General features: G+C 67.9%; 19 protein-coding genes. 14 read left to right on the forward strand and 5 right to left on the reverse strand.

From position 1 onward, the window contains the following. Positions 1-28 precede the first annotated feature (28 nt). Entirely contained in the window at positions 29-1,141 is a 1,113-nt protein-coding gene (locus tag GS4_RS03825; protein ID WP_007617684.1) for a polyprenyl synthetase family protein, read from the reverse strand. 182 nt (positions 1,142-1,323) lie between these two features. Between GS4_RS03825 and GS4_RS26460 the strand changes: the two genes are divergently transcribed. The 11 genes from GS4_RS26460 to GS4_RS03880 all read left to right on the forward strand — a co-directional run bounded on the left by GS4_RS26460 (position 1,324) and on the right by GS4_RS03880 (position 13,477). Next, on the forward strand, positions 1,324-2,502 hold the full coding sequence (locus GS4_RS26460) for an acetyltransferase (RefSeq protein WP_007617686.1): 1,179 nt from the start codon (positions 1,324-1,326) through the stop codon (positions 2,500-2,502). Positions 2,503-2,666: 164 nt separating this feature from the next. Further along, entirely contained in the window at positions 2,667-4,001 is a 1,335-nt protein-coding gene (locus GS4_RS03835) for an NAD(P)/FAD-dependent oxidoreductase (protein ID WP_007617688.1), read from the forward strand. 253 nt (positions 4,002-4,254) lie between these two features. Beyond that, positions 4,255-4,779: an MSMEG_0572/Sll0783 family nitrogen starvation response protein gene (locus tag GS4_RS03840; RefSeq protein WP_007617690.1), complete on the forward strand. Its 525-nt coding sequence runs from the start codon at positions 4,255-4,257 to the stop codon at positions 4,777-4,779. 38 nt (positions 4,780-4,817) lie between these two features. Further along, positions 4,818-5,717, forward strand: coding sequence for a carbon-nitrogen hydrolase family protein (locus GS4_RS03845; RefSeq protein ID WP_007617692.1), 900 nt, complete (start codon positions 4,818-4,820; stop codon positions 5,715-5,717). After that, positions 5,710-6,009, forward strand: a complete 300-nt coding sequence (locus GS4_RS03850) for an MSMEG_0570 family nitrogen starvation response protein (RefSeq protein WP_007617694.1) — start codon at positions 5,710-5,712, stop codon at positions 6,007-6,009. The genes GS4_RS03845 and GS4_RS03850 overlap by 8 nt, the downstream gene beginning before the upstream one ends. A 24-nt stretch (positions 6,010-6,033) precedes the next feature. Next, positions 6,034-7,344 carry an MSMEG_0569 family flavin-dependent oxidoreductase gene (locus GS4_RS03855; RefSeq protein WP_007617696.1) on the forward strand — a complete coding sequence of 437 codons (1,311 nt, stop codon included), beginning with the start codon at positions 6,034-6,036 and terminating at the stop codon, positions 7,342-7,344. A 43-nt stretch (positions 7,345-7,387) separates the two neighbouring features. Continuing rightward, complete coding sequence (locus GS4_RS03860; RefSeq protein WP_007617698.1) at positions 7,388-8,908, forward strand: AMP-binding protein; 1,521 nt, start codon at positions 7,388-7,390, stop codon at positions 8,906-8,908. Between the two features lie 12 nt (positions 8,909-8,920). Continuing rightward, the gene (locus tag GS4_RS03865) at positions 8,921-9,976 is read left to right on the forward strand and encodes an MSMEG_0568 family radical SAM protein (RefSeq protein WP_007617700.1); all 1,056 of its coding nucleotides are present in this window, start codon (positions 8,921-8,923) and stop codon (positions 9,974-9,976) included. 6 nt (positions 9,977-9,982) lie between these two features. Then, positions 9,983-11,428, forward strand: coding sequence for an MSMEG_0567/sll0787 family protein (locus GS4_RS03870; protein ID WP_007617702.1), 1,446 nt, complete (start codon positions 9,983-9,985; stop codon positions 11,426-11,428). 109 nt (positions 11,429-11,537) lie between these two features. Next, positions 11,538-12,380, forward strand: coding sequence for a carbon-nitrogen hydrolase family protein (locus GS4_RS03875; protein WP_040509425.1), 843 nt, complete (start codon positions 11,538-11,540; stop codon positions 12,378-12,380). Beyond that, positions 12,377-13,477 carry an MSMEG_0565 family glycosyltransferase gene (locus GS4_RS03880; protein WP_007617706.1) on the forward strand — a complete coding sequence of 367 codons (1,101 nt, stop codon included), beginning with the start codon at positions 12,377-12,379 and terminating at the stop codon, positions 13,475-13,477. Before GS4_RS03875 ends, GS4_RS03880 begins: the two co-directional genes overlap by 4 nt. 145 nt (positions 13,478-13,622) lie before the next feature. Here GS4_RS03880 and GS4_RS03885 read toward each other — a convergent pair whose 3' ends face one another. Further along, positions 13,623-14,465: an alpha/beta fold hydrolase gene (locus GS4_RS03885; RefSeq protein WP_007617708.1), complete on the reverse strand. Its 843-nt coding sequence runs from the start codon at positions 14,463-14,465 to the stop codon at positions 13,623-13,625. A 168-nt stretch (positions 14,466-14,633) separates the two neighbouring features. Between GS4_RS03885 and GS4_RS03890 the strand changes: the two genes are divergently transcribed. Beyond that, positions 14,634-15,203 (forward strand): TetR/AcrR family transcriptional regulator, encoded by a 570-nt coding sequence (locus tag GS4_RS03890; RefSeq protein WP_007617710.1) that lies wholly within the window; start codon positions 14,634-14,636, stop codon positions 15,201-15,203. 188 nt (positions 15,204-15,391) lie between these two features. Here the strand turns inward: GS4_RS03890 and GS4_RS03895 are convergent, their stop codons facing one another. The 3 genes from GS4_RS03895 to GS4_RS03905 form a co-directional block, all read right to left on the reverse strand. Then, the gene (locus GS4_RS03895; protein ID WP_007617711.1) at positions 15,392-16,267 is read right to left on the reverse strand and encodes an SDR family NAD(P)-dependent oxidoreductase; all 876 of its coding nucleotides are present in this window, start codon (positions 16,265-16,267) and stop codon (positions 15,392-15,394) included. 69 nt (positions 16,268-16,336) lie between these two features. Further along, on the reverse strand, positions 16,337-17,572 hold the full coding sequence (locus GS4_RS03900) for an alpha/beta hydrolase family protein (protein WP_007617712.1): 1,236 nt from the start codon (positions 17,570-17,572) through the stop codon (positions 16,337-16,339). Positions 17,573-17,615: 43 nt separating this feature from the next. Beyond that, entirely contained in the window at positions 17,616-18,230 is a 615-nt protein-coding gene (locus tag GS4_RS03905; RefSeq protein WP_007617713.1) for a hypothetical protein, read from the reverse strand. A 284-nt stretch (positions 18,231-18,514) separates the two neighbouring features. Here GS4_RS03905 and GS4_RS03910 point away from each other — a divergent pair, with 284 nt between their 5' ends. Continuing rightward, positions 18,515-18,901 carry a hypothetical protein gene (locus GS4_RS03910; RefSeq protein ID WP_085947020.1) on the forward strand — a complete coding sequence of 129 codons (387 nt, stop codon included), beginning with the start codon at positions 18,515-18,517 and terminating at the stop codon, positions 18,899-18,901. Positions 18,902-18,978: 77 nt separating this feature from the next. Further along, positions 18,979-19,809 carry an oxygenase MpaB family protein gene (locus tag GS4_RS03915; protein WP_007617715.1) on the forward strand — a complete coding sequence of 277 codons (831 nt, stop codon included), beginning with the start codon at positions 18,979-18,981 and terminating at the stop codon, positions 19,807-19,809. Positions 19,810-19,831: the final 22 nt, after the last annotated feature.

A 19,831-nucleotide genomic window follows, 5' to 3' on the forward strand; every position in this document is an offset into this window, starting at 1 on the left:
CGTCGTCGGTCCGGACGGCTCTCGTGGATCACGAGCGACGACGCACACATCGGTGGATCAGTTCTGCGAGGCACTGGCGGGTGTGCGTGTCGACGTCGAGCTCGTCGACCATCGACAATGCATCACCTGTCAGCGTGTCGATGCGATCCTCGACCGCCTCGACCGCCCCGGTGTCGCGCAGCACCTCGCGAACGGATTCGACGTCGGCAGACGTCACCACCGAGTTCCCGAGATGTCGGGACAGCACGCGTCGTTGGGCGAAACCCGCACGCTCCTCGGCAACCGCGATCAGCAGCGTGCGTTTGCCCTCGCGGATGTCGTCGACGGCGGGCTTGCCCGTCACGTGTTCGTCCCCGAACACGCCGAGGACGTCATCGCGGAGCTGGAATGCCTCGCCGGCCGCCAGTCCGATCTCGTCGTACCGGGCGAGCAGTTCCGGGTGTGCGCCACCGAGGGCTCCGCCGAGGCCCAGCGGACGGCTGACGGTGTATCGCGCGCTCTTGTAGCGCAGGACGCGATGCGTGCGGTCGCGCGATGTGGCTGCCTCGGTCTGACTCAGCATGTCCAGGAACTGGCCGCCGTAGGCCTCGTCGCGCATCGCCGACCACATCGAACGCACGGCGCGGCGTCCGTCGATGTCGAGTGTGTCCGCCGCTGCGGTCGCGAGATCGTCCGACCACGACAGGCACATGTCGCCGACCAGCACGGCCACCGCCGAACCGTGCCCGTCGGCACTCCCGCGGCGGCGACTGCGGACGTGTTCGTCGGCGAACCGGCGATGCACCGTCGGTTGTCCACGACGGAGATCGCTGTTGTCCATCAGGTCGTCGTGTACGAGGGCCGCGAGGTGGAAGAGTTCGATCGCGGCCGCCATCTCGACCGCACCGGGGACGACCTCGCCTCTGGCCGAGCCGTGTGCCCCGGCCAGACAGAACGCCGCGCGCAATCTCTTGCCGCCGCGAACCATCTCCGTGACGGCGTCGGAGACCTGCTGGAGCTCGTCACTGACGCCGGTCAGCTTCGTGGCGTGGTGGCCGACCTGCGCGGTCAACATCTCCTCGACCAACGCGAGCTCGTCGGAGGGGCCGGCTCCGGTACAACTCCGCGGTGAGGCGTGACGTACGTCGTCTGTCGGCGACATGCGTGACCTCCGTGTGTGGGCAGAACGAATCCAGGGTGGCTGTGTCGTATGCGCTGTACCCGGTTTTCGGTGCCGCCATTCGGATCGGATGGGTGTCGGCGCGATGCCTTTCCGCTCGCGGATCTCACGGCCACGATCACCGATGCCGAGAACCCACTTGCGAACCCGAGGAGAATGACCGGGTGACCCAGGACGACCAGAGCCGCCGACCCGGCGCCGACATCCCCGACCGTCGCGGGCGGACCGGACTCGACCGGATCGGACGCGACCTCGACCGCAATCCCGACGTCGTCGTGCGTGATGTCGAGGTGCGGTCCGATGGATGGCATGTCCTGCGTGCCAACACCTTCGACTATCGTCGGCGTGACGGCCGGTGGGAGACCCAGATGCGGGAGACCTACGACCGTGGGAACGGTGCCGCGATCCTCCTGTTCGACCGCGCCCGCCGGACGGTGCTGTTGACCCGACAGTTCCGCTTCCCGGCGTACGTCAACGATCACCCCGACGGTCTCCTCGTCGAGGTGGCTGCCGGGCTGCTCGACGGCGACGACCCGGTGTCGGCCATCCGCCGCGAGGCGCAGGAGGAGACCGGCGTCCGCGTCGGAACGGTGACTCACCTGTTCGACCTCTTCATGAGCCCGGGGTCGGTCACCGAGCGTGTCCACTTCTTCGCAGCCGAGTACTCGCCGTCCGATCGCGTCGACGACGGTGGTGGACTCGACGACGAGGGCGAGGACATCGAGGTGCTCGAGATGGACGTCGACGATGCGGTCGCAGGCATCGCCGACGGCCGGATCCGGGACGCGAAGACGGTGATCCTGCTGCAGTGGGTGGCCGCGCACGTCTTCGCACCGACAGCGGGACCTGCGTCGTCGGGGCGTCCGGAGATCGAGCGCCCAGACATCCATCTCCGCCCTGCCGACCCGACCGAACACGATCGCCTCGTCGAGATCTGGCGCAGCGCAGTCACCGCGACGCACGACTTCCTGACGCCGGCCGACATCGACCACTACGCCGAACGGATCGCCGGCGAGTACCTCGGCGCGGTCGCGCTCACCGTCGCCGAGGTCGACGGGCGGGCCGTCGGCTTCGCGGGACTCGCGGATGGCACGCTCGAGATGCTGTTCGTCGACGACGACCATCGTGGAACAGGTGTCGGGTCCGCTCTTCTCGCCGACGCGCTGCGTCGCCATCCCGACCTCGCGGTGGACGTCAACGAGCAGAATCCGGCCGCGGTCGCGTTCTATCTGCGGCACGGGTTCACCGTCGCCGGTCGATCGGCGACCGATCCGGACGGCCGGCCGTTCCCGTTGCTGCACCTGGTCGCCGGTCGTCAGCAAGAGGTGAACGCCCTCGGGTGAGGAGCTGATCCGATCGTCCATCGGGGGGTGTCGCGAGTGTGAACCGTCCGTTGGTCGGGTAGCCGTCTGCGACAATGCGTGATGTGGTGAGCGGCGACGATGTGGTTGGCAGCGACCCGGCAGACGGTGGTGCCGCGGGTCGGGGTGTCGGGAGTCGGGGCGCGGTGCGGCGGGGTGCCGTCGGGCGAGGTTCCGGCCGACCCCGGGTCCTGATCGTCGGCGGTGGATTCGGTGGACTACATGCCGCCCGTCGACTCGCCCACGCCGATGCGTCGGTGACCGTCCTCGACCGGGGGACGAGCCATCTCTTCCAACCGCTGCTCTACCAGTGCGCGACCGGTCTCCTGTCCCAGGGCGCGATCTCCAGTCCGATCCGTCACCTGCTGCGTCGACAGCGCAACGCCGAGGTGGCGCTCGGCGAGGCCTCGGGGGTCGATGCCGCGGCGCGTACGGTCACGGTCAGCCGATTCGACGGGTCGACCTATGACATCGGCTACGACTACCTGGTCGTCGCAGCGGGGATGCGGACGTCGTATCACGGCAACGACGACTTCGCGCGGTTCGCGCCGGGGATGAAGACCCTGGACGACGCACTCGCCATCCGTCGCAAGGTGATCGCGGCCTTCGAGATGGCCGAGTCGCTACCAGATGCCGAGCAGCGGCGCCCGTGGCTGACATTCGCCGTCGCCGGCGGCGGCCCGACCGGCGTCGAGATCGCCGGCCAGATCCGGGAGTTGGCGACGCTGGCACTGGAGAACGAGTTCCGGAGCATCGACACCGCAGAGGCCAGGGTCCTGTTGCTGCACGGCGGCGATCGGGTGCTGCCCTCGTTCGGCGCACGGCTGTCGAAGCACGCGCAGTCCACGCTCGACGACCTCGGCGTCGAGACGCACCTGGGTGTCCACGTCACCGATGTCACGGCCGACGACGTGGAGGTGACGCCGAAGGCGGAGCCACGTACTCCGGTGCGGTACCCGACCAAGACCACGCTCTGGACCACCGGGGTCGAGGCGGTGCCGTTCGCGAAGGCCCTGGCATCGACGCTCGGGGTCGAACAGGATCGATCCGGACGTATCCCGGTGCAGCCCGATCTGTCGGTGGCCGGGCACCCGAACGTCTTCGTCGTCGGGGACATGAGTGCGCTCGACGACCTACCGGGCGTCGCCGAGGTCGCCATGCAAGGTGGTCGTCACGCGGGTGCGGTCATCGCGGAGACCCTGTCCGGCAAGGGACGTCGTCCGTTCAAGTATCGCGACCTCGGCAACGCCGCGTACATCGCGCGGCGGCACGCGATCGTGGAGAGCGGCCGTCTCAACCTGCACGGGTTCATCGGGTGGTTGGCGTGGGGCGTCATCCACATCGCCTTCCTCGCCGGGATCCGCAACCGGATGGGCACGATCCTCACCTGGGCCGCCACCCTGCTCACCGACTCCCGGCGTGAGCGGGCCATCACCTACGGCGATCCGGAGACCGCGCGCCGGCCCTACCCCGACCGCTGACGCACCGAATCCGTAGCGCGAACCGGCGGTATCCGCGTGTTCGCGCTACGAAAATGCCGGGGGCGAGCCATGTTACGCGGATCGGCCGCTCAATTATTCCACCGGTAACCACTGCGTAATAGATCAGGGCTGAACTGTATCTCGTAGCCACCAGGCTACTCACCACGGAGCGTCGCTGCTCCGTTCCCTTCGGGCAACGAGGCCTGATCCGTATCCGCCGGGTCGTCCTCGGCGTCGTCACCTGGGAGTTTTCGTGTCCTCTTTCGACCAGACCATCACCGACAACATCGCCGCATCGGTGGCCGAGATCCCGCACCCCTCGCTGCCGAAGGGCTCGAACATCTACGGCGGCACCAAGATCTTCCCCGACTACCAGGCCGAGGACGGCGAGACCTACTTCACCCTGGTCCACGGCATCGCGCATGAGTCGTCGGTGTCATTCGTCGCGGTCCTGCAGGCCACACGTGCGCTGCGCAAGGGTTTCGAGTCGGCCATCTACTTCTACGGTCCGGGTGCGATCAATGCCCTTGCGACACGCGGGTTCCCGACCACCGGCGACTCCGGCTTCCCGGGTGAACAGAATATCAACAACGCCCTCGAGACGTTCATCGCGGAGGGCGGGACGGTCTTCGCCTGCCGTTTCGGACTCGCGTTGCACGGCGGTCGCGAAGAGGACCTGATCGCCGGCGTCATCCCTGCACATCCGCTCGACGTGCAAGACGCCATCATCCATTACGCCCGCAAGGGCGCGATCATCAACTCGACCTACATGGTCTGAGTCGGATCGCCGAATCGACTCTCGATCAGGGAATCCAGATGACAACCATTGCAGCCGTCGCGGCCAACTTCACCCGCGACCTCGAGCAGAACTACGCGACCATCGCCGATTACGCCGAGCGGGCACGCGCCCGCGGCGTCGAGTTCCTGGTCTTCCCGGAAGCGGCCATCGGCGGCTATCTCTCCTCGCTGGGAAACCACGGAGACACCGTCAAGAACACCAACCGATCACTGCCACCGGCCATCTCGTTGGACGGACCCGAGATCGCGCGGGTCCAGTCGATCATCGGCGACCTGGTGATCGCGATCGGCTTCTGTGAGCTCGCCGAGGACGGTGTCACGCGGTACAACGCCGCGGCAGTCCTGGACGGTGACCGCATCTACGGCAGCTATCGCAAGGTGCATCAGCCACTGGGCGAGAACATGTCGTACTCGTCGGGAACCGATTACAGGGTGTTCGACACCCCGGTGGGACGTGTCGGTCTCCAGATCTGTTACGACAAGGCCTTTCCGGAGGCGGCACGCGTGATGGCACTCGACGGCGCGGAGATCATCGCGAGTCTCTCGGCGTGGCCGGCCGCGCGCACCGCCACCGCCGAGAACCTGCAGGAGGACCGGTGGACCTACCGGTTCAACCTGTTCGACATGGCACGAGCTCTGGACAACCAGGTGTTCTGGATCGCAGCCAACCAGGCAGGCACCTTCGGGTCGTTGCGGTACGTCGGCAACGCCAAGATCGTCGATCCCGGTGGCAACGTGCTGGATTCGACCCTGCTCGACAGTGGGATGGCCGTGGCGGACGTCGACATCAGCGGAACCTTCACCGCGATGCGCGGTGGGATGTTCCATCTCCGCGACCGCCGCCCCGACGCATACGGTCCACTCACCGATCTCGATCCGACCGGATCCGCGAACTGGCGGGACCTTGCCAGTGCCTGAGATGACCTTTGCCGTGCGATGGCCGGACGGCACCACCCAGCAGTGCTACTCGCCGAGTCTGGTGATGCACGACCACCTGGCCGTCGGCGCCACCTACACGGTCTCCGACTTCCGTGAACGGTCCACCACCGCGCTCACGGAGGCAGCCGAGCGGGTGCGCGCGAAGTTCGGTTTCGCATGCACCTCGGCGGCCGCCACCGCCGCGGAGATCATCGCGACGGCAGATCGCCATCCGGACACCGCGTCGGTCGAGATCCTCTCGATGACGCCACCACTACCTCGACGACCCTGAACGACCAGACCACCTGGAGATCCCATGAGCACGACAGATCGTGCCTCGACCAACACCCACCATCCCGTCGTCGTGATCGGCGCCGGCCAGGCCGGCCTGTCGGTCAGCTGGTACCTCGGACGCGCAGGCGTCGACCACCTGGTCGTCGAGGCGGCGACCCCGGTCCATGCCTGGACCGACAAGCGTTGGGACAACTTCACACTCGTGACCCCCAACTGGCACTGCCGCCTGCCGGGGTACTCCTACGACGGCCCTGAGCCCGACGGCTTCATGACCCGCGACGAGGTGGTCGCATGGTTGGACGGTTGGTTGACCACCTTCACCCCGCCGGTCCGCACCCACACCACGGTCACCCGACTCGCCCGCGTCGAATCGGGTGGCTTCGAACTCACCCTCGTCGGCGGTGTCGACGGGAACCGGACCGAGCCGGAGACGATCACCTGCGATCAGGTCGTGGTGGCCACTGGCGGATATCCGCTCCCGGTCGTGCCGTCGTTCGCGCCGGCCATCGATTCCTCTGTCGTACAGATCCACTCGGAGGAGTACTTCAACCCGGAGCAGCTTCCCGAGGGCGCCGTACTCGTCGTCGGGTCCGGTCAGTCGGGTGCGCAGATCGCCGAGGACCTGCATCTCGCGGGGCGACGGGTTCACCTGGCCATCGGTAACGCACCGCGGGTCGCGCGGACCTACCGCGGCCGTGACTGCATGACCTGGTTGGCCGACATGGGGCTCTACGACACCCCGACCCGAGAGTATCCCGGAGGCAAGGCCGCCCAGGAGAAGACGAATCACTATGTGACCGGCCGCGACGGCGGTCGGGACGTCGATCTGCGTCAGTTCGCCAGGGAGGGTATGCGGCTCTACGGCACGCTGACCGACGGCAAGGACTCGATGCTCGGTTTCGCGCCGACCCTCACCGCCGCCCTCGACAAGGCCGACTCCGTCTACAACTCGATCTGCGCCGACATCGATCGTCACATCCGCGACAACGGGATCGACGCCCCACCGCCGACGCGATACGAGGCGGTCTGGGCACCCGAAGCAGACCCGATCGAACTCGATCTGCAGGCCGCAGGGGTCGCGTCCATCGTCTGGGCCATCGGGTATCGGCCCGACTACCGCTGGATCGAGGCCAGCGCATTCGATGGCGGCGGCCGTCCGATGCAGACGCGCGGAGTCACCGAGGTGCCTGGACTGTCCTTCGTCGGTCTCCCGTGGATGCACACCTGGGGGTCCGGCCGGTTCCTCGGCATCGACCGGGACGCGCGGCACATCGCGGAACATGTGGCCGCAGCCGTGGGGCGTCCGCGGCTGATGGTCGCCACCGGCACCTGACCCGACCCCCGACCCCCTGATTCCGACCGCAGTAGGAGGAGCGATGGCCGTGATGTCGATCGCACAGGCGATCACCGAGCGGGCCCGCCGGTGCCCTGACGACGTCGTGGTGACCGCCGGCCTCACAGAGGTGACCGCTGCGCAACTGGACTCGCGCAGCAATCGTCTCGCCCGGGCGATGGTCGACGCCGGGGTGTGCCACGACGACACCGTCGCGGTGGCGATGGGCAACGGCATCCCCTTCGTCGTCACCTGCGCGGCGATCTGGAAGGCCGGGGCCACGCCGCTGCTCCTCGACCCAGATCTGCCGACGGGAGAGCGCGCCGAACTGGAACGACTCGGGAGTCCCGCGCTGGCCGTCGGGATGGAACCCGTCACCGGAATCACCTGGATGGACACCGAGTCCGCTGTGACGCAACGGTTCTCGGATGCACCGTTGTCCGACCGCCCGGCGTCGTGCTGGAAGGCGCCGACATCGTCGGGCAGTACCGGACGTCCGAAGATCGTCCGGGCGTCGGCCCCCGCGATGGTCGACCCGGAACAGCCGGTCGCGGTGTTCCTGCCGAACGACGCGGTCCAACTGGTGACCGCGCCGCTGTGGCACTCGGCGGCGTTCACCTACGCGTTCCGGGGGCTGACGGCCGGACACCGGCTGGTCGTCGAGCCTCGTTTCGACGAGCATCGGTTCGGAGCCCTCGTCGCCGAACACGGCATAACCTGGACGTTGCTCTCGCCCAGTACGATCCGACGACTCCTGCGCCTGGGTCCCGACCGGCCGGATCCCGCCGAGATGGCCGTCCTGGAGACGATCCTGCACATCGGCGCACGATGTCCGGCTGCCGACAAGCGTGCACTGATCGACTGGCTCGGACCAGAGCGTGTCGTGGAGGTCTACGCCGGCACGGAGTCCAACGGGCTGACGATGATCACCGGCGCCGAGTGGCTCGCCCACCCGGGCAGCGTCGGCCGACCCATCGGCGGCACCGAGATCAGCATCCGTGACGATGCCGGGCACGAGCTCGGCCCGGGCCGAGCCGGTCTGGTGTGGATGCGGCGGGGTGGTATGGCGACCTACGACTACCGCGGCGCCGCGTCACGACGCACTGCCGACGGGTGGGACACTCTGGGCGACGTCGGCACGGTCGACGCCGACGGATATCTGACGATCCTGGATCGCGCGGGCGATGTCATCGAATGTGGTTCCGGTGTGGTCTATCCCGCCGACGTCGAGCAGGTCGTCGAATCTCATCCGCTGGTGCGCGATGCCGTCGTGACCGGCCGGTGTGACGAGGGATCGTCGACCGCCCCCCATCCGGAGATCACGGTGGTGGTCGACGTCGGCGATGCGGATGTCGATCCCGACGAGATCCTGCGGTACGCCGCGGGGCGACTGGAACACCGCGCTCGGCCGACATCGATCACCATCGCGCGCCGACCTCTGCGCAACGGTGCGGGGAAGACACGGCGCAGCGCATACCGGCCCACGGGCCGTCCCCGCCCCACGAGCAGATCCGAGGTGACGATCCACGATGCCGTGCACCGCCACCCCGCACCTTCCGAGTGAACGGAGCTCCTCATGACTGTTTCCACGCGAGTCGATCTCGCCCTGCTCGGCATCCGCGGTACACCGCCGGTCCATCGCACGGGCGGGGCCGGGCCCACCGATGACGGCCACGTGCTGATCGACGGGCTGCCCGCGGCCATCCCGCGGAACCCGGACAGTCCCTTCGTCTTCGACGGTGACCGCGTCCTCTACGACGGCGCCGACGTCGGGGTCGAGGTCCGCGGCATCGGGCGCCCGCGCTTCTACGATCTGACCACCGCAGACGGCGTCGGGTACGAGAAGATCGCGCGGTTGCACGGCCGCGACGTGTTGGCCACCACGGTCGTGCAGACGTGCGTCCGGTACGGCGAGGACCAACGGTGCCGCTTCTGTTCGATCGAGGAGTCGTTGCGGGCCGGCTCCACGGTCGCGGTCAAGAAGCCTGATCAGTTGGCCGAGGTCGCCCGTGCGGCGGTCGATCTCGACGGAGTCCGGCAGATGGTGATGACCACCGGGACATCCAACGGACGCGACCGCGGCGCACGACACCTGGCGCGGTGCGTCCGGGCCGTGAAGGCCGCGGTCCCCGAACTGCCGATCCAGGTGCAGTGTGAGCCGCCGGCCGACCTCTCGGTGATCCAGGAGTTGCGTGACGCCGGTGCCGATGCGATCGGTATCCACGTCGAGTCGCTCGACGACGGGGTGCGCCGACGCTGGATGCCGGGCAAGGCGACCGTATCGCTCGACGAGTACCGTTCGGCCTGGGCCGAGGCCGTCCGGGTGTTCGGCCGCAATCAGGTGTCGACGTATCTGCTGGTGGGTCTCGGCGAGGACGCCGACGAGATGATCACCGGGGCACGCGAACTCGCCGACATGGGGGTCTATCCCTTCATCGTGCCGTTCCGTCCCCACGCCGGGACGCTGGCCGTGGACGTCGATCGCGCATCCGCTCCCGACGCCGCGGTGGTCGAGAAGGTCACACGCGAGGTGGCGTCACACCTCCGACTCGTCGGGATGGCGGGCACCGAGCAGCGGGCCGGGTGCGCCGCCTGCGGTGCGTGCAGCATGCTGCAGACCGCAGGAGCGTGAGCGACCGTGTTGGACGGTTCACGCAACCCCGCACCGGTAGTCACGCCGACGCTGCTCGCCGACGATCTCTCCATCCTGGCGGGGGTGCGCCGGGAGCCGATGACGCCCTACCTGATCCGCGTGGCGGAGAGTTGCCGCGAGATCGCCGCGTACCACCGGCTGCGTCATGCCGAGTTCGTCGAGCGGCAGCAATTGTTCGTCGACACCGACTGTGACGACGTCGATCTCGACGAACGCTGCGTCGTCCTGGTCGCGGTGTCGGCGGACGGTGACGTCCTCGGCGGCGTTCGGCTCGCCCCGGTGCTCGACGTCGACCTGGGGTGGTGGACCGGGAGTCGACTCGTGGTCGGTCGGACCGGTGCGACGAGGGGGGTCGGCGCCGCACTGATCAGATCTGCCTGCGCGCACGCGGAGGGGCGCGGAGTCCTCCGATTCGAGGCGTCGGTCCAGAGCCGCCATCGGGCGCTGTTCCGGTCGGTCGGCTGGGAGGACCGGGGGACGGCCCCGTCGGTCGGTGGATGCGATCACCGACTCATGCGGTGGCCGATCGACGCGGTGCAGCGTGTCACCGACGGCACCAAGGCGATGCTCGCGCAGGTGTTGTCGGCGTTCACGGATCAGCCCGGCGGGCTCGGTGAGGCCGGCTTCCGTGGCGACGACGGCGTGCCTGTGCCGGGTACCGACGTGATCGCCGCATGCGACGCGATCCTGCCGTCGATGGTCGAGCGTGATCCCGAGTGGGCCGGTTGGTGCTCGGTCCTGGTCAACATCAACGATCTGTCGGCGATGGGCGCCACACCGGTCGGACTCCTCGATGCCGTCGGCGCCCCGACACGGTCACACCTCACCCGGATCGTGCGCGGGATCGCCGCAGCCGCAGACGCGTGGGCGACGCCCGTGCTCGGTGGTCACACGCAGGTCGGGGTACCGTCCGCGTTGTCGGTGACGGCGCTGGGACGGACCGAGCGTCCCGTACGCGCGGGTGCCGGTCGGCCAGGCGACCCCCTCTCGCTTCTCGCCGATCTCGGCGGCGGTTGGCGTCCCGGACACCACGGCCGCCAGTGGGACAGCACCAGTACGCGCAGCGCCGACGATCTGCGTCGGATGACCGGGTTGGTGGCCGAGCTCCGTCCGGCCGCCGCGAAGGATGTCAGCATGGCCGGGATCGCCGGCACCGCAGGGATGTTGGCCGAAGCGTCCGGTACCGGCGTCGAACTGGACATCGCGGCGGTGCCGCGTCCGTCGGCAGCCACGATGAGGGACTGGCTCACCTGCTTCCCGGGCTTCGCGATGCTGGTCGCGGATCGCGCGCCGATGATTCCGGATCGCGCGCCGGTGTCGGCGGCGGCCTGCGGGGTGTTGACGTCTGCTCCGGGGGTACGCCTGCGCTGGCCCGACGGCGAGACCACGGTGGCGGTGCGGTCGACGGTCACCGGTCTGGGCGCGGCGTGACGGGTATCCCCGGATGCAGAGGACGGCGTCGGGCGCCCGCGCGTCCGCTGTCGGTCGGCCGCGCACCCGACTCGCGCACAGTAGAGTCCGCTGACATGGCTGTGGTGACATGAGAACGGTGACCATGGGCGCCCTGGCAGGTCACTTCGGGCGCGACGTCGACCGCGGTGTGGCCAAGGCGGTCGGCATCATCGAGTCGGCCGCCCGCGACGGCGTCGACCTGCTGGTGTTCCCGGATGCGACGATCGGCGGCTACCTCGGTGATCTCCGCGCGCCGGACCTCGACGAGCTGCCACCCGCACTCGACCCCGAAGGCCCGGAGCTGTCGGTGATCTCGCAGGCGGCTGGTGACATGACAGTCTGTATCGGCTACACCGAGGCCGCCGGCGGACTGCGGTACAACGCGGCGGCGTGTGTCACCGGCGACGGCGTACTCGGACACCACCGGAAGGTGCATCAACCGGCAGGCGAGTCACTGGCGTATGCAGCGGGAGACGCGTTCGCCCCCTTCGACACCCCGGTCGGCCGGATGGGCATGCTCATCGACTACGACAAGACGTTCCCGGAGTCGGCGCGTGCGCTGGCCACCGGTGGCGCCCGCATCGTGGCAGCACTGTCGGCATGGCCGGCGAGCGTCACCGACCGGGCCGCCCGCCTCCCCGCCGACCGGCAGTCCCGACTGTTCGATCTGTACGACTGCGCGCGTGCTGCCGAGAACCAGATCTTCGTGGTGTCGTCCAACCAGACCGGCGTCATGGGCTCGTTGCGGTTCTTGGGGCAGGCCAAGGTCGTCGGGCCGGGCGGCGAGATCCTGGCGACCACGCGGTCGAAGGGCGGTATGGCGACGGTGTCGGCCGATGTCGAGAGTGAGATCGGCCGTGCTCGAAGGGTTCTCGATCATCTGGCCGAACTCCGGCCGGACGCCTATCACAGCGGGCAGGTCCAGCAGTGAACCCGCGGATCGCGCTGGCGACCTACTCGACGCGTCCACGCGGCGGCGTCGTCCACACGCTCAATCTGGCCGAAGCGCTTGCTGCCCAGGGGGCCCAGGTCTCGGTGTGGTCGTTGGCGCGCGGCGGCGATCAGGGCTTCTTCCGTCCGGTCGACCCATCTGTCGGTGTAGAACTGATCCCGTTCGCCGATGTCCCCGACGAGTCGGTCACCGATCGGATCGTCCGCTCCATCGAGACGATGCGGACGGGCTTCCGGGCCGACGAGTACGACATCGTGCACGCGCAGGACTGCATCAGTGCCAACGCGGTGGGGACGTGTATCCGCACCATCCACCACCTCGATCAGTTCACCACCCCGGTGCTGGTCGAGTGTCACGAGAAGGCCGTCGTCGCACCGTATGCGCGGATCTGTGTGTCGGAGGCCGTGGCGGGAGAGGTGCGTGACGGCTGGGACCTCCATCCGGCCGTGATACCGAACGGTGTTGCTGCGCATCGGTTCCAGTCCGCAGCGGACGACGCCCCGGAATCAGTCGCCGCGCGTCGGCGATGGCGGGACCGACTCGGACGGTATGTCCTGGCGGTCGGCGGCATCGAGCCCAGGAAGGGCAGCATCGACCTCCTCGAGGCACATGCGTTGCTGCGGCGGCATCATCCCGATCTCGCGTTGGTGTTCGCCGGTGGAGAGACGCTGTTCGACTATCGCGGCTATCGGGCCGAATTCGAGAGTCGGCGAGACGCTCTCGGTACCGAGCCGATCGTGCTGGGTGCGGTCCCCGAGCCGGATCTCCCGTCGCTGGTGGCGGCTGCGGACGTGTTCGCCTTCCCGTCGACGAAGGAGGGCTTCGGGCTCGCCGCGATGGAGGCGCTGGCCGCGCGGCGACCGGTGGTCGCCCGAGACCTGCCCATCCTGCACGAGGTCTTCGGTGAGTCGGTGACCTATGCGGCGGATGTCGGCGAACTCGCGGATCGGCTGGGCGAGGCCCTGCAGCCCGACCCCGATCGAGCGCGGCGCGGAGCAGAACTGGCCGCTTCGCTGACGTGGTCCTCCGCGGCCGCAGCGCATCTGGACTTCTACGAGCGGCATCCGCGTCCCTGATCGAGCGGTGTGGACTCGACGGTGTAGATGGGACCGCCCCGCCCTCCCGGATCGCGGGAGGACGGGGGCGGGTCAGCAGGCGCTCGTCGACCGTGCGCTCGGGTGCGTCGATCGTGCGCTCGAATCCGTCGACCGTGCGCCGGGACTACTTCTTGACGAAGCCGAGCAGGGCCTTGTTGACCTCTTCGGCGTGGGTCCAGAGCAGACCGTGCGGGGCGCCTTCGATCTCGACGTACTCGGCCTCGGGGAAGGCCTCGTGGAACGGGCGGCCCGTCGCGTCGATCGGGAGGATGTTGTCGGCGGTGCCGTGCAGGATGAGCGCAGGCTTGCCCGACTCACGGACCTTGGCGACGTCGGCGCGGAAGTCCTCGATCCAGGTCGGGACCACGGCGTAGGCGGCGACCGGCGCGCTGGTGACCGACAGGTTCCAGTTCGCGTCGACGACCTCCTGCGAGATGCGTGTGCCGAGGTTCTCGTCGAGGTTGTAGAAGTCCTTGTAGAACGCGGTGTACCAGGCGTAGCGGTCTTCATAGGCGTTCTTGTGGATGCCGTCGAAGACCTCCTGGGGCACGCCGGTCGGGTTGTCGTCGGCCTTGACCAGGAACGGCTCGAGGGACGCGAGGAACGCCAGCTTCGCGATGCGGTCGGCGCCGTAGCGGCCGACGTAGCGCGCGAGTTCGCCGGTGCCCATGGAGAATCCGACGAGGATGACGTCGCGTAGGTCGAGGGTGTCGAGGACGGTGTTCAGGTCTGCGGCGAAGGTGTCGTAGTCGTACCCGGTGCCGACCTTGCTGGAGGCGCCGAAGCCACGGCGGTCGTAGGTGATGACGCGGTAGCCGGCGTCGAGCAGTTCGCGCGCCTGCAGTTCCCAGCTGTGCCCGTTGAGCGGATATCCGTGGATGAGGACGACCGGCTGACCGGCGCCGTGGTCCTCGTAGTACAGCTCGATGTCGGTCGAGTTCTCCTTGCCGACGGTGATGTAGCCCATGGGTCCTCCTGTGGATCGGTACTGCGCCTCGGTGATTCGGTTGTCATCGGCGTCGGTCGTCGGTGACAGGTCGGTGTCCTCGACGATCGGGGTGTGAGGAGAACGATCGTTCTCCGCCGATGCTGTTACTGTAGAGAACGATCGTTCTCGCCGCAAGGGATGATGGTTATGGACTCCGAAACAGCTCGTGAACAGGTGGTCGATGCAGCGGACCGGCTGTTCTACACCCATGGCGTCAAGTCGGTCGGCATGGACCGGGTGCGTGACTCGGCCGGTGTCTCGCTGAAGCGGATCTACTCGATGTTCCCGTCCAAGGAGAGCCTCGTGCTGGCGGTGCTCGGTAAGCGGACCCGCCAATGGGACGACGGCATCGCCGCGGCGACGGCGGGGGTGACCGGTCCGAGGGCCAAACTGCTGGCCATCTTCGACTTCCTGTTGACCTGGTTCTCCGAGGACGAGTTCCGAGGCTGCGCGTTCATCAACGTGTTCGGCGAACTCGCCGCGGAGTCGCCGGCCATCGCGACTGCCGTGCGCGACCAGAAAGCGTCATTTCAGCAGTATGTGGAGACGCTGGTCGGCGAGTTGGGCGGCGACTCCGCTCTGGCGGCGCAGTTGTCGATCCTGGCCGAGGGGGCTCAGACCACCGCGGCGATCTCCGGCCGGACCCGCGCCGCCCGTGATGCCCGCGCCGCGGCCGAGGTGCTGATCGATCAGGCGCTGGGGTCAGCCCGGATTTGATTCCGGACTCGGTTCGGATGCGTGCGCCGAGTCATGTGCCGCCCGTTCGGGTACAAAATCTGTACGTGGGAGCGGGGCCGTCGACGATATGTCGATAGCGCGGCTCTGGCGGACAGATTCTGTCTGTGTTCGGGGGTGGAAGCGCAGGCATGGGCGGGCCGCCCGAACACGGACGACGGCCAGCTCACTTACAGCGGCCAGGAGGTCCCGGTGAGCTTCTCGGCCTCGCTCCACAATCGGCCGGCCACCGCGTAGTCGGTGGCGACGCGGGCGCGACCGGCCAGTGCGGGGAGACCGCGCAGGCCGCGGATCCCGTCGACCCCGACATAGCTCCCCGGTGGGATGGGTTCGGTCAGGCAATAGAGGGTCGGCGCGGCACCCGCGTCGAGATCGTTGGCGAGCAGGTTGGCCGCACCTTGTGCGACCCGGTGGATCACGCCCAGCCCCGGCTTGTTCGAGATGTTGGACGCCGCCCAGCCGGGGTCGGTGAGCATCGACGTCACCGACGATCCCGACTCCCGGAGCCGACGGTCCAACTCGAGACCCCAGAGCATCACTGCCAGTTTCGAACGGCCATAGGCACGTGCCGGATTCCATCGGGAACGCTCGAAGTCGAGATCGGCGGGGTCGATGCTTGCCGAGCGGTGGGCCTCCGATCCGACGGTCACGATCTGTCGGCGGATCCGGGGGAGCAGCAGGTTGGTGAAGGCGAACGGGCCGAGGAAGTTGGTGCCGATGCCCAGCTCGAATCCGTCGGGGGTGCGACGTCGCTGATGCGGGAACATCCCGGCGTTGTTGATGAGGACGTCGACCGGACCGTCGATCTCTGCGGCGGCGGCTCGCACCGACGACTGGTCGGCGAGGTCGAGGTGGACCACCTGACAGGTGCCGCCGAACTCGCGCGCTCGCTGCGCACCGAGTTCGACGTCCCGCACGGCGAGGACCACGTCGGCACCTGCGTCGGCGAGGGATCGGGCCGTCGCCAGGCCGATCCCGTTGGTGGCGCCGGTGACCACCACGCGGGCGCCGGCCAGATCGGACAGGGACGTCGACGTCGAGACCATGGATGCCACGCTACCCAGCACCTCGATGGCCGGGGAGCCATCGAGGTGCCGGGAATCGGTCGGGACCGGTCAGGCGAGCATCTCGTCGAGCCAGTCGAACATGCGCTGCTCGGTGAGTCCCCGACCCATCGGCTGGCAGTGCCACGACGCGCCCTCGGCGGCGGTGAACTCGACGACCTCGGTCTTGTCGCCCGACAGGCTCGCCAACTTGTCGGCCTGGCCCGGCCAGAACTGCTCCTGTTCGGGCGACGTGATCAGGATCGGCGTCCCGATCAACGCGGCGATCTCCGGCGTGATCCGGTACTGCTCGACCGCCTTGTACGTCTCGTAGAAGCCGCTGGTGCCGTAGGGACGTGAACGCCAATCCCACTGCTGCTTGGTGTCTTTGCTCATCTTCATGCCGATGGCCATGTTGCGGTCGAACTTCTCTTGTTCGCCTGCTTCCAACTCGGCTCGCAACGACTTGGGCAGGTGTTCCAGCCACGATGACGACACATCCACCACACCGGGGTCGGCGACGGCCGCAGCATAGCGGTGCTCGTAGGCCAAGGATCGGGGAACCCAGTAGCCGGCCTGCGAGATCCCGTACAGGGCAAGCCGATCGGGGTCGACGCCCTCCTGTTGGAGTACCACGGCTGTGACGGGCGTCTGTACCGCCTCCCAGTCGGGACGGAACGGGACATCGTGGTCGAACAGCATCGACTGCTGGCCGGGGCCGTCGTAGAGCACGACGTTGTATCCACGGAGGAGGGCACCGCGAGCCGCGGAACTCCATTGATCGGACACGCAGCCGTCGCTGCCGTTGATCACCACCAACGTCGGTCGTAGGGCGCCTGCGGTCGCGTGCTCGGGCGCCAGGAACCATCCCGGCAGGGTGGTGTCCTCGTAGGGGATGGTGAGGCGGTGGGCCCGGAACGGCCCGTTGTCGACGAACTTCTCCCAGGCGTCCCGGTGCTCGTGGAAGACCGGCAGGCGTTGCTCGTCCGACTCGAGTCCATCGACTGCGTCAACGGCTTGCGAGAGATAGGTTGCTGCGCGGAGATATGCCCACGCCGCGCTGATCCGGTGGCCGGCAGCCGAGCTGGCATCGGCCTCGCTGCGGATGCGGCGGCCCAGGGTGAGCCAGGTGTCGAACCACTCCTGTCCGTGCCCGTCCTTGAGGTTCGCGATGGTGGTGAAGATCTCGCCGGCATCGGCGGCACCGGAGTTGCACAGTCCCAGAAGGATTCGGACGGAGAAGTCTCGACCCTCGTCGGGATAGAAGCCGGTCGTGTAAGCGGTGTGGGGAGCGTGGGGGAGATGCATGGCTTTCCTCGGGAGTGGTACTGGATGGATCGGGCGCGTGGCGTCAGGCTTGTGCGGCGGGAGTCGTGGAGGCGGGGGTGTCCGCCTCGGCGATGGCCTGGGTGCGCTTGACCGCGAAGAAGATCAGGGCGATCGGGATCACCCAGTTCAGCAGGATCGAGCCCGGATGTCCGCCGTCGACACCGGCATTGGCGGCGAGAACTCCGGAGATGACGTGACAGACGGCCATGGCGAACACGGCGCCCGCCCACAGCAGGCTGATGGAGCGGTTCTTCGCGCGGAACACCGGACTCCCCCAGTACCGCTGGTCCACCGTCTCGCGGGCGTACTGCTCGGTGAAGGGGATGGTGAAGGCGGACACGAACATCACCGCGGCCAGGATGAAGGTGCTCGCCCCGCGTCCGTAGTCGGCGAGGTGGGCGTCGATGCTGCTGCCCCCGACGAAGCCGATCACCGCTATGACACCGAAGGTGACCACGCCGGCGGCGTCGATGATCTTGAGCGACTGACCCTTGGCCATCCCGTAGACGGCGAGTCCGGCCGACGCGGCGCAGGCGATCACGGCGGCCCAGCCGACGTGTCCGGTGCCGGTGTGGCCGGCGACGAAGGAGAAGAGGATCCAGGGGATCAGTCCGATGATCATGTCCTTGGCGTTCATGGGATGTCCTTTGAGAGGGGAGGAGCGGTGCGTTCTGCTGTCCCCGACTCTGCTCCGATGCGCTCTGCAGGACATCCGTCGGATGACGCAGATTCTCGTGCCAGTTGTCCCAGACACCCATGCGGTCGTGACCTGCGGTTCCGCCGGGCGATGCGCGATCCCGATGACCTCGGAGGTAGTGGTGGACACGACCTGGACGCGCGACAGTGGGGTCACCGATCGGTGATGATCGGCCGACCCGCGAGGAGGCCCCCATGTCGCCTGTATCACTGTCGCCTGCATCGATGTCGACTGCTTCGGCCTCGACCGCATCCGCTCGACGTCCACCCGCTTCGATGGCGCCGACGGCCTCCAGTCCTCGCTGGTTGACGGTGGTCATGCGCGCCGACCGCGCATTGTCGTCATGGTTCATCGGAGCGGGGCTCTTCTTTGCTCCGCTGCTGTTGATCCTGCATCCATGGCCGGCCGCGGTGGTCGTCGCATGGACGGTCATCTCGATCTCAGGTCTCTGGCTCGGTCTGCTCGGTGTGTTCATGGCTGCCGGTCTGGCGCAGGTGCTGCGATCCGGAGAGGAGATCTCCGACGAGTACTGGTCGATGCTGCTCGACTACCGCAGACAGCCGTCCGCGGCGAAGTCCCGCGCGGCCGGGTCGAGCAGCGCTACGGTGTGACCACACATGTAGTCAGTTGCGGTCCCGGGTGGCGCGGCAGACCTGTTGCGCTCTCGCCGGACCGTCGAGGAGTCGCCATGCGGACACCGTCGCGGACCGCGGACCTTCCGACGCTCTTCGGCGCACTGAACAACACCGCGAACATCATCATGCAGTTGTCGATGCCGGGTGTCGGGTACGGAGTGCAGGAGAGTCGCGTCGACTCGGGTAACGCCTTCGTCCATCCGATCAAGCGGGCGCGGACGACCGGAGCGTATCTGGCCGTGGCGATCATGGGTACAGATGCGGATCGTGCTGTGCTGCACCGCGAGATCGCACAGGTTCATGCGCGGGTGCACTCGACCCCGCAGAGCCCCGTCAGATACAGCGGCAACGACTCCCGACTGCAACTGTGGGTGGCCGCCTGCCTGTACCGATATTTCGTCGACCAGTTCGAACTCGTCTACGGACCGCTGACTCGGCAGCAGTCCGAACAGATCTACGCCGATGCCGCGGTCCTCGGCACCACGCTCAACGTCCGACCGGACCAGTGGCCCGCCGACCTCGATGCCTTCGAACGGTATTGGTCCGAGACCGTGCCGACATTGCGAATCGATCCGCCGGTTCGCGATCACCTCCGGTCGATCGCGACGCTGGACTTCTTGACACGACCCCTCGGCATGCCCGGGCGAGTCCTGAAGGCAGTGCTGGGACGGCCGTATCTGTTCATGACGATCGCCACGTTGCCACCCGAGTTCCGCGAGCTGATGGGATTCGACTGGACCGCCGCGGACGAGAGGACGTTTCGACGAGTCGCCACGGTCGTGTCCGCTGCCGATCGGCTGATGCCGCATCTTGCCCGGCTCGAACTGTGGACCTTTCTGATCGCGGTCCGGGCGCGTACCCGGTTGGGGATGTCGGTGCTCTGACCGCGGCTGTTCCTCGGACCGC

This window comes from Gordonia soli NBRC 108243, from assembly GCF_000334455.1.
Taxonomy (GTDB): domain Bacteria; phylum Actinomycetota; class Actinomycetes; order Mycobacteriales; family Mycobacteriaceae; genus Gordonia; species Gordonia soli.

Coding starts and splice junctions, on each gene's coding strand:
- GS4_RS03825 (WP_007617684.1), bottom strand. CDS start 1,141: ATGTCGCCGACAGACGACGTACGTCACGCCTCACCGCGGAGTTGTACC.
- GS4_RS03845 (WP_007617692.1), top strand. CDS start 4,818: ATGACAACCATTGCAGCCGTCGCGGCCAACTTCACCCGCGACCTCGAG.
- GS4_RS03855 (WP_007617696.1), top strand. CDS start 6,034: ATGAGCACGACAGATCGTGCCTCGACCAACACCCACCATCCCGTCGTC.
- GS4_RS03860 (WP_007617698.1), top strand. CDS start 7,388: ATGGCCGTGATGTCGATCGCACAGGCGATCACCGAGCGGGCCCGCCGG.
- GS4_RS03865 (WP_007617700.1), top strand. CDS start 8,921: ATGACTGTTTCCACGCGAGTCGATCTCGCCCTGCTCGGCATCCGCGGT.
- GS4_RS03875 (WP_040509425.1), top strand. CDS start 11,538: ATGAGAACGGTGACCATGGGCGCCCTGGCAGGTCACTTCGGGCGCGAC.
- GS4_RS03885 (WP_007617708.1), bottom strand. CDS start 14,465: ATGGGCTACATCACCGTCGGCAAGGAGAACTCGACCGACATCGAGCTG.
- GS4_RS03890 (WP_007617710.1), top strand. CDS start 14,634: ATGGACTCCGAAACAGCTCGTGAACAGGTGGTCGATGCAGCGGACCGG.
- GS4_RS03895 (WP_007617711.1), bottom strand. CDS start 16,267: ATGGTCTCGACGTCGACGTCCCTGTCCGATCTGGCCGGCGCCCGCGTG.
- GS4_RS03900 (WP_007617712.1), bottom strand. CDS start 17,572: ATGCATCTCCCCCACGCTCCCCACACCGCTTACACGACCGGCTTCTAT.
- GS4_RS03905 (WP_007617713.1), bottom strand. CDS start 18,230: ATGAACGCCAAGGACATGATCATCGGACTGATCCCCTGGATCCTCTTC.
- GS4_RS03910 (WP_085947020.1), top strand. CDS start 18,515: ATGTCGACTGCTTCGGCCTCGACCGCATCCGCTCGACGTCCACCCGCT.
- GS4_RS03915 (WP_007617715.1), top strand. CDS start 18,979: ATGCGGACACCGTCGCGGACCGCGGACCTTCCGACGCTCTTCGGCGCA.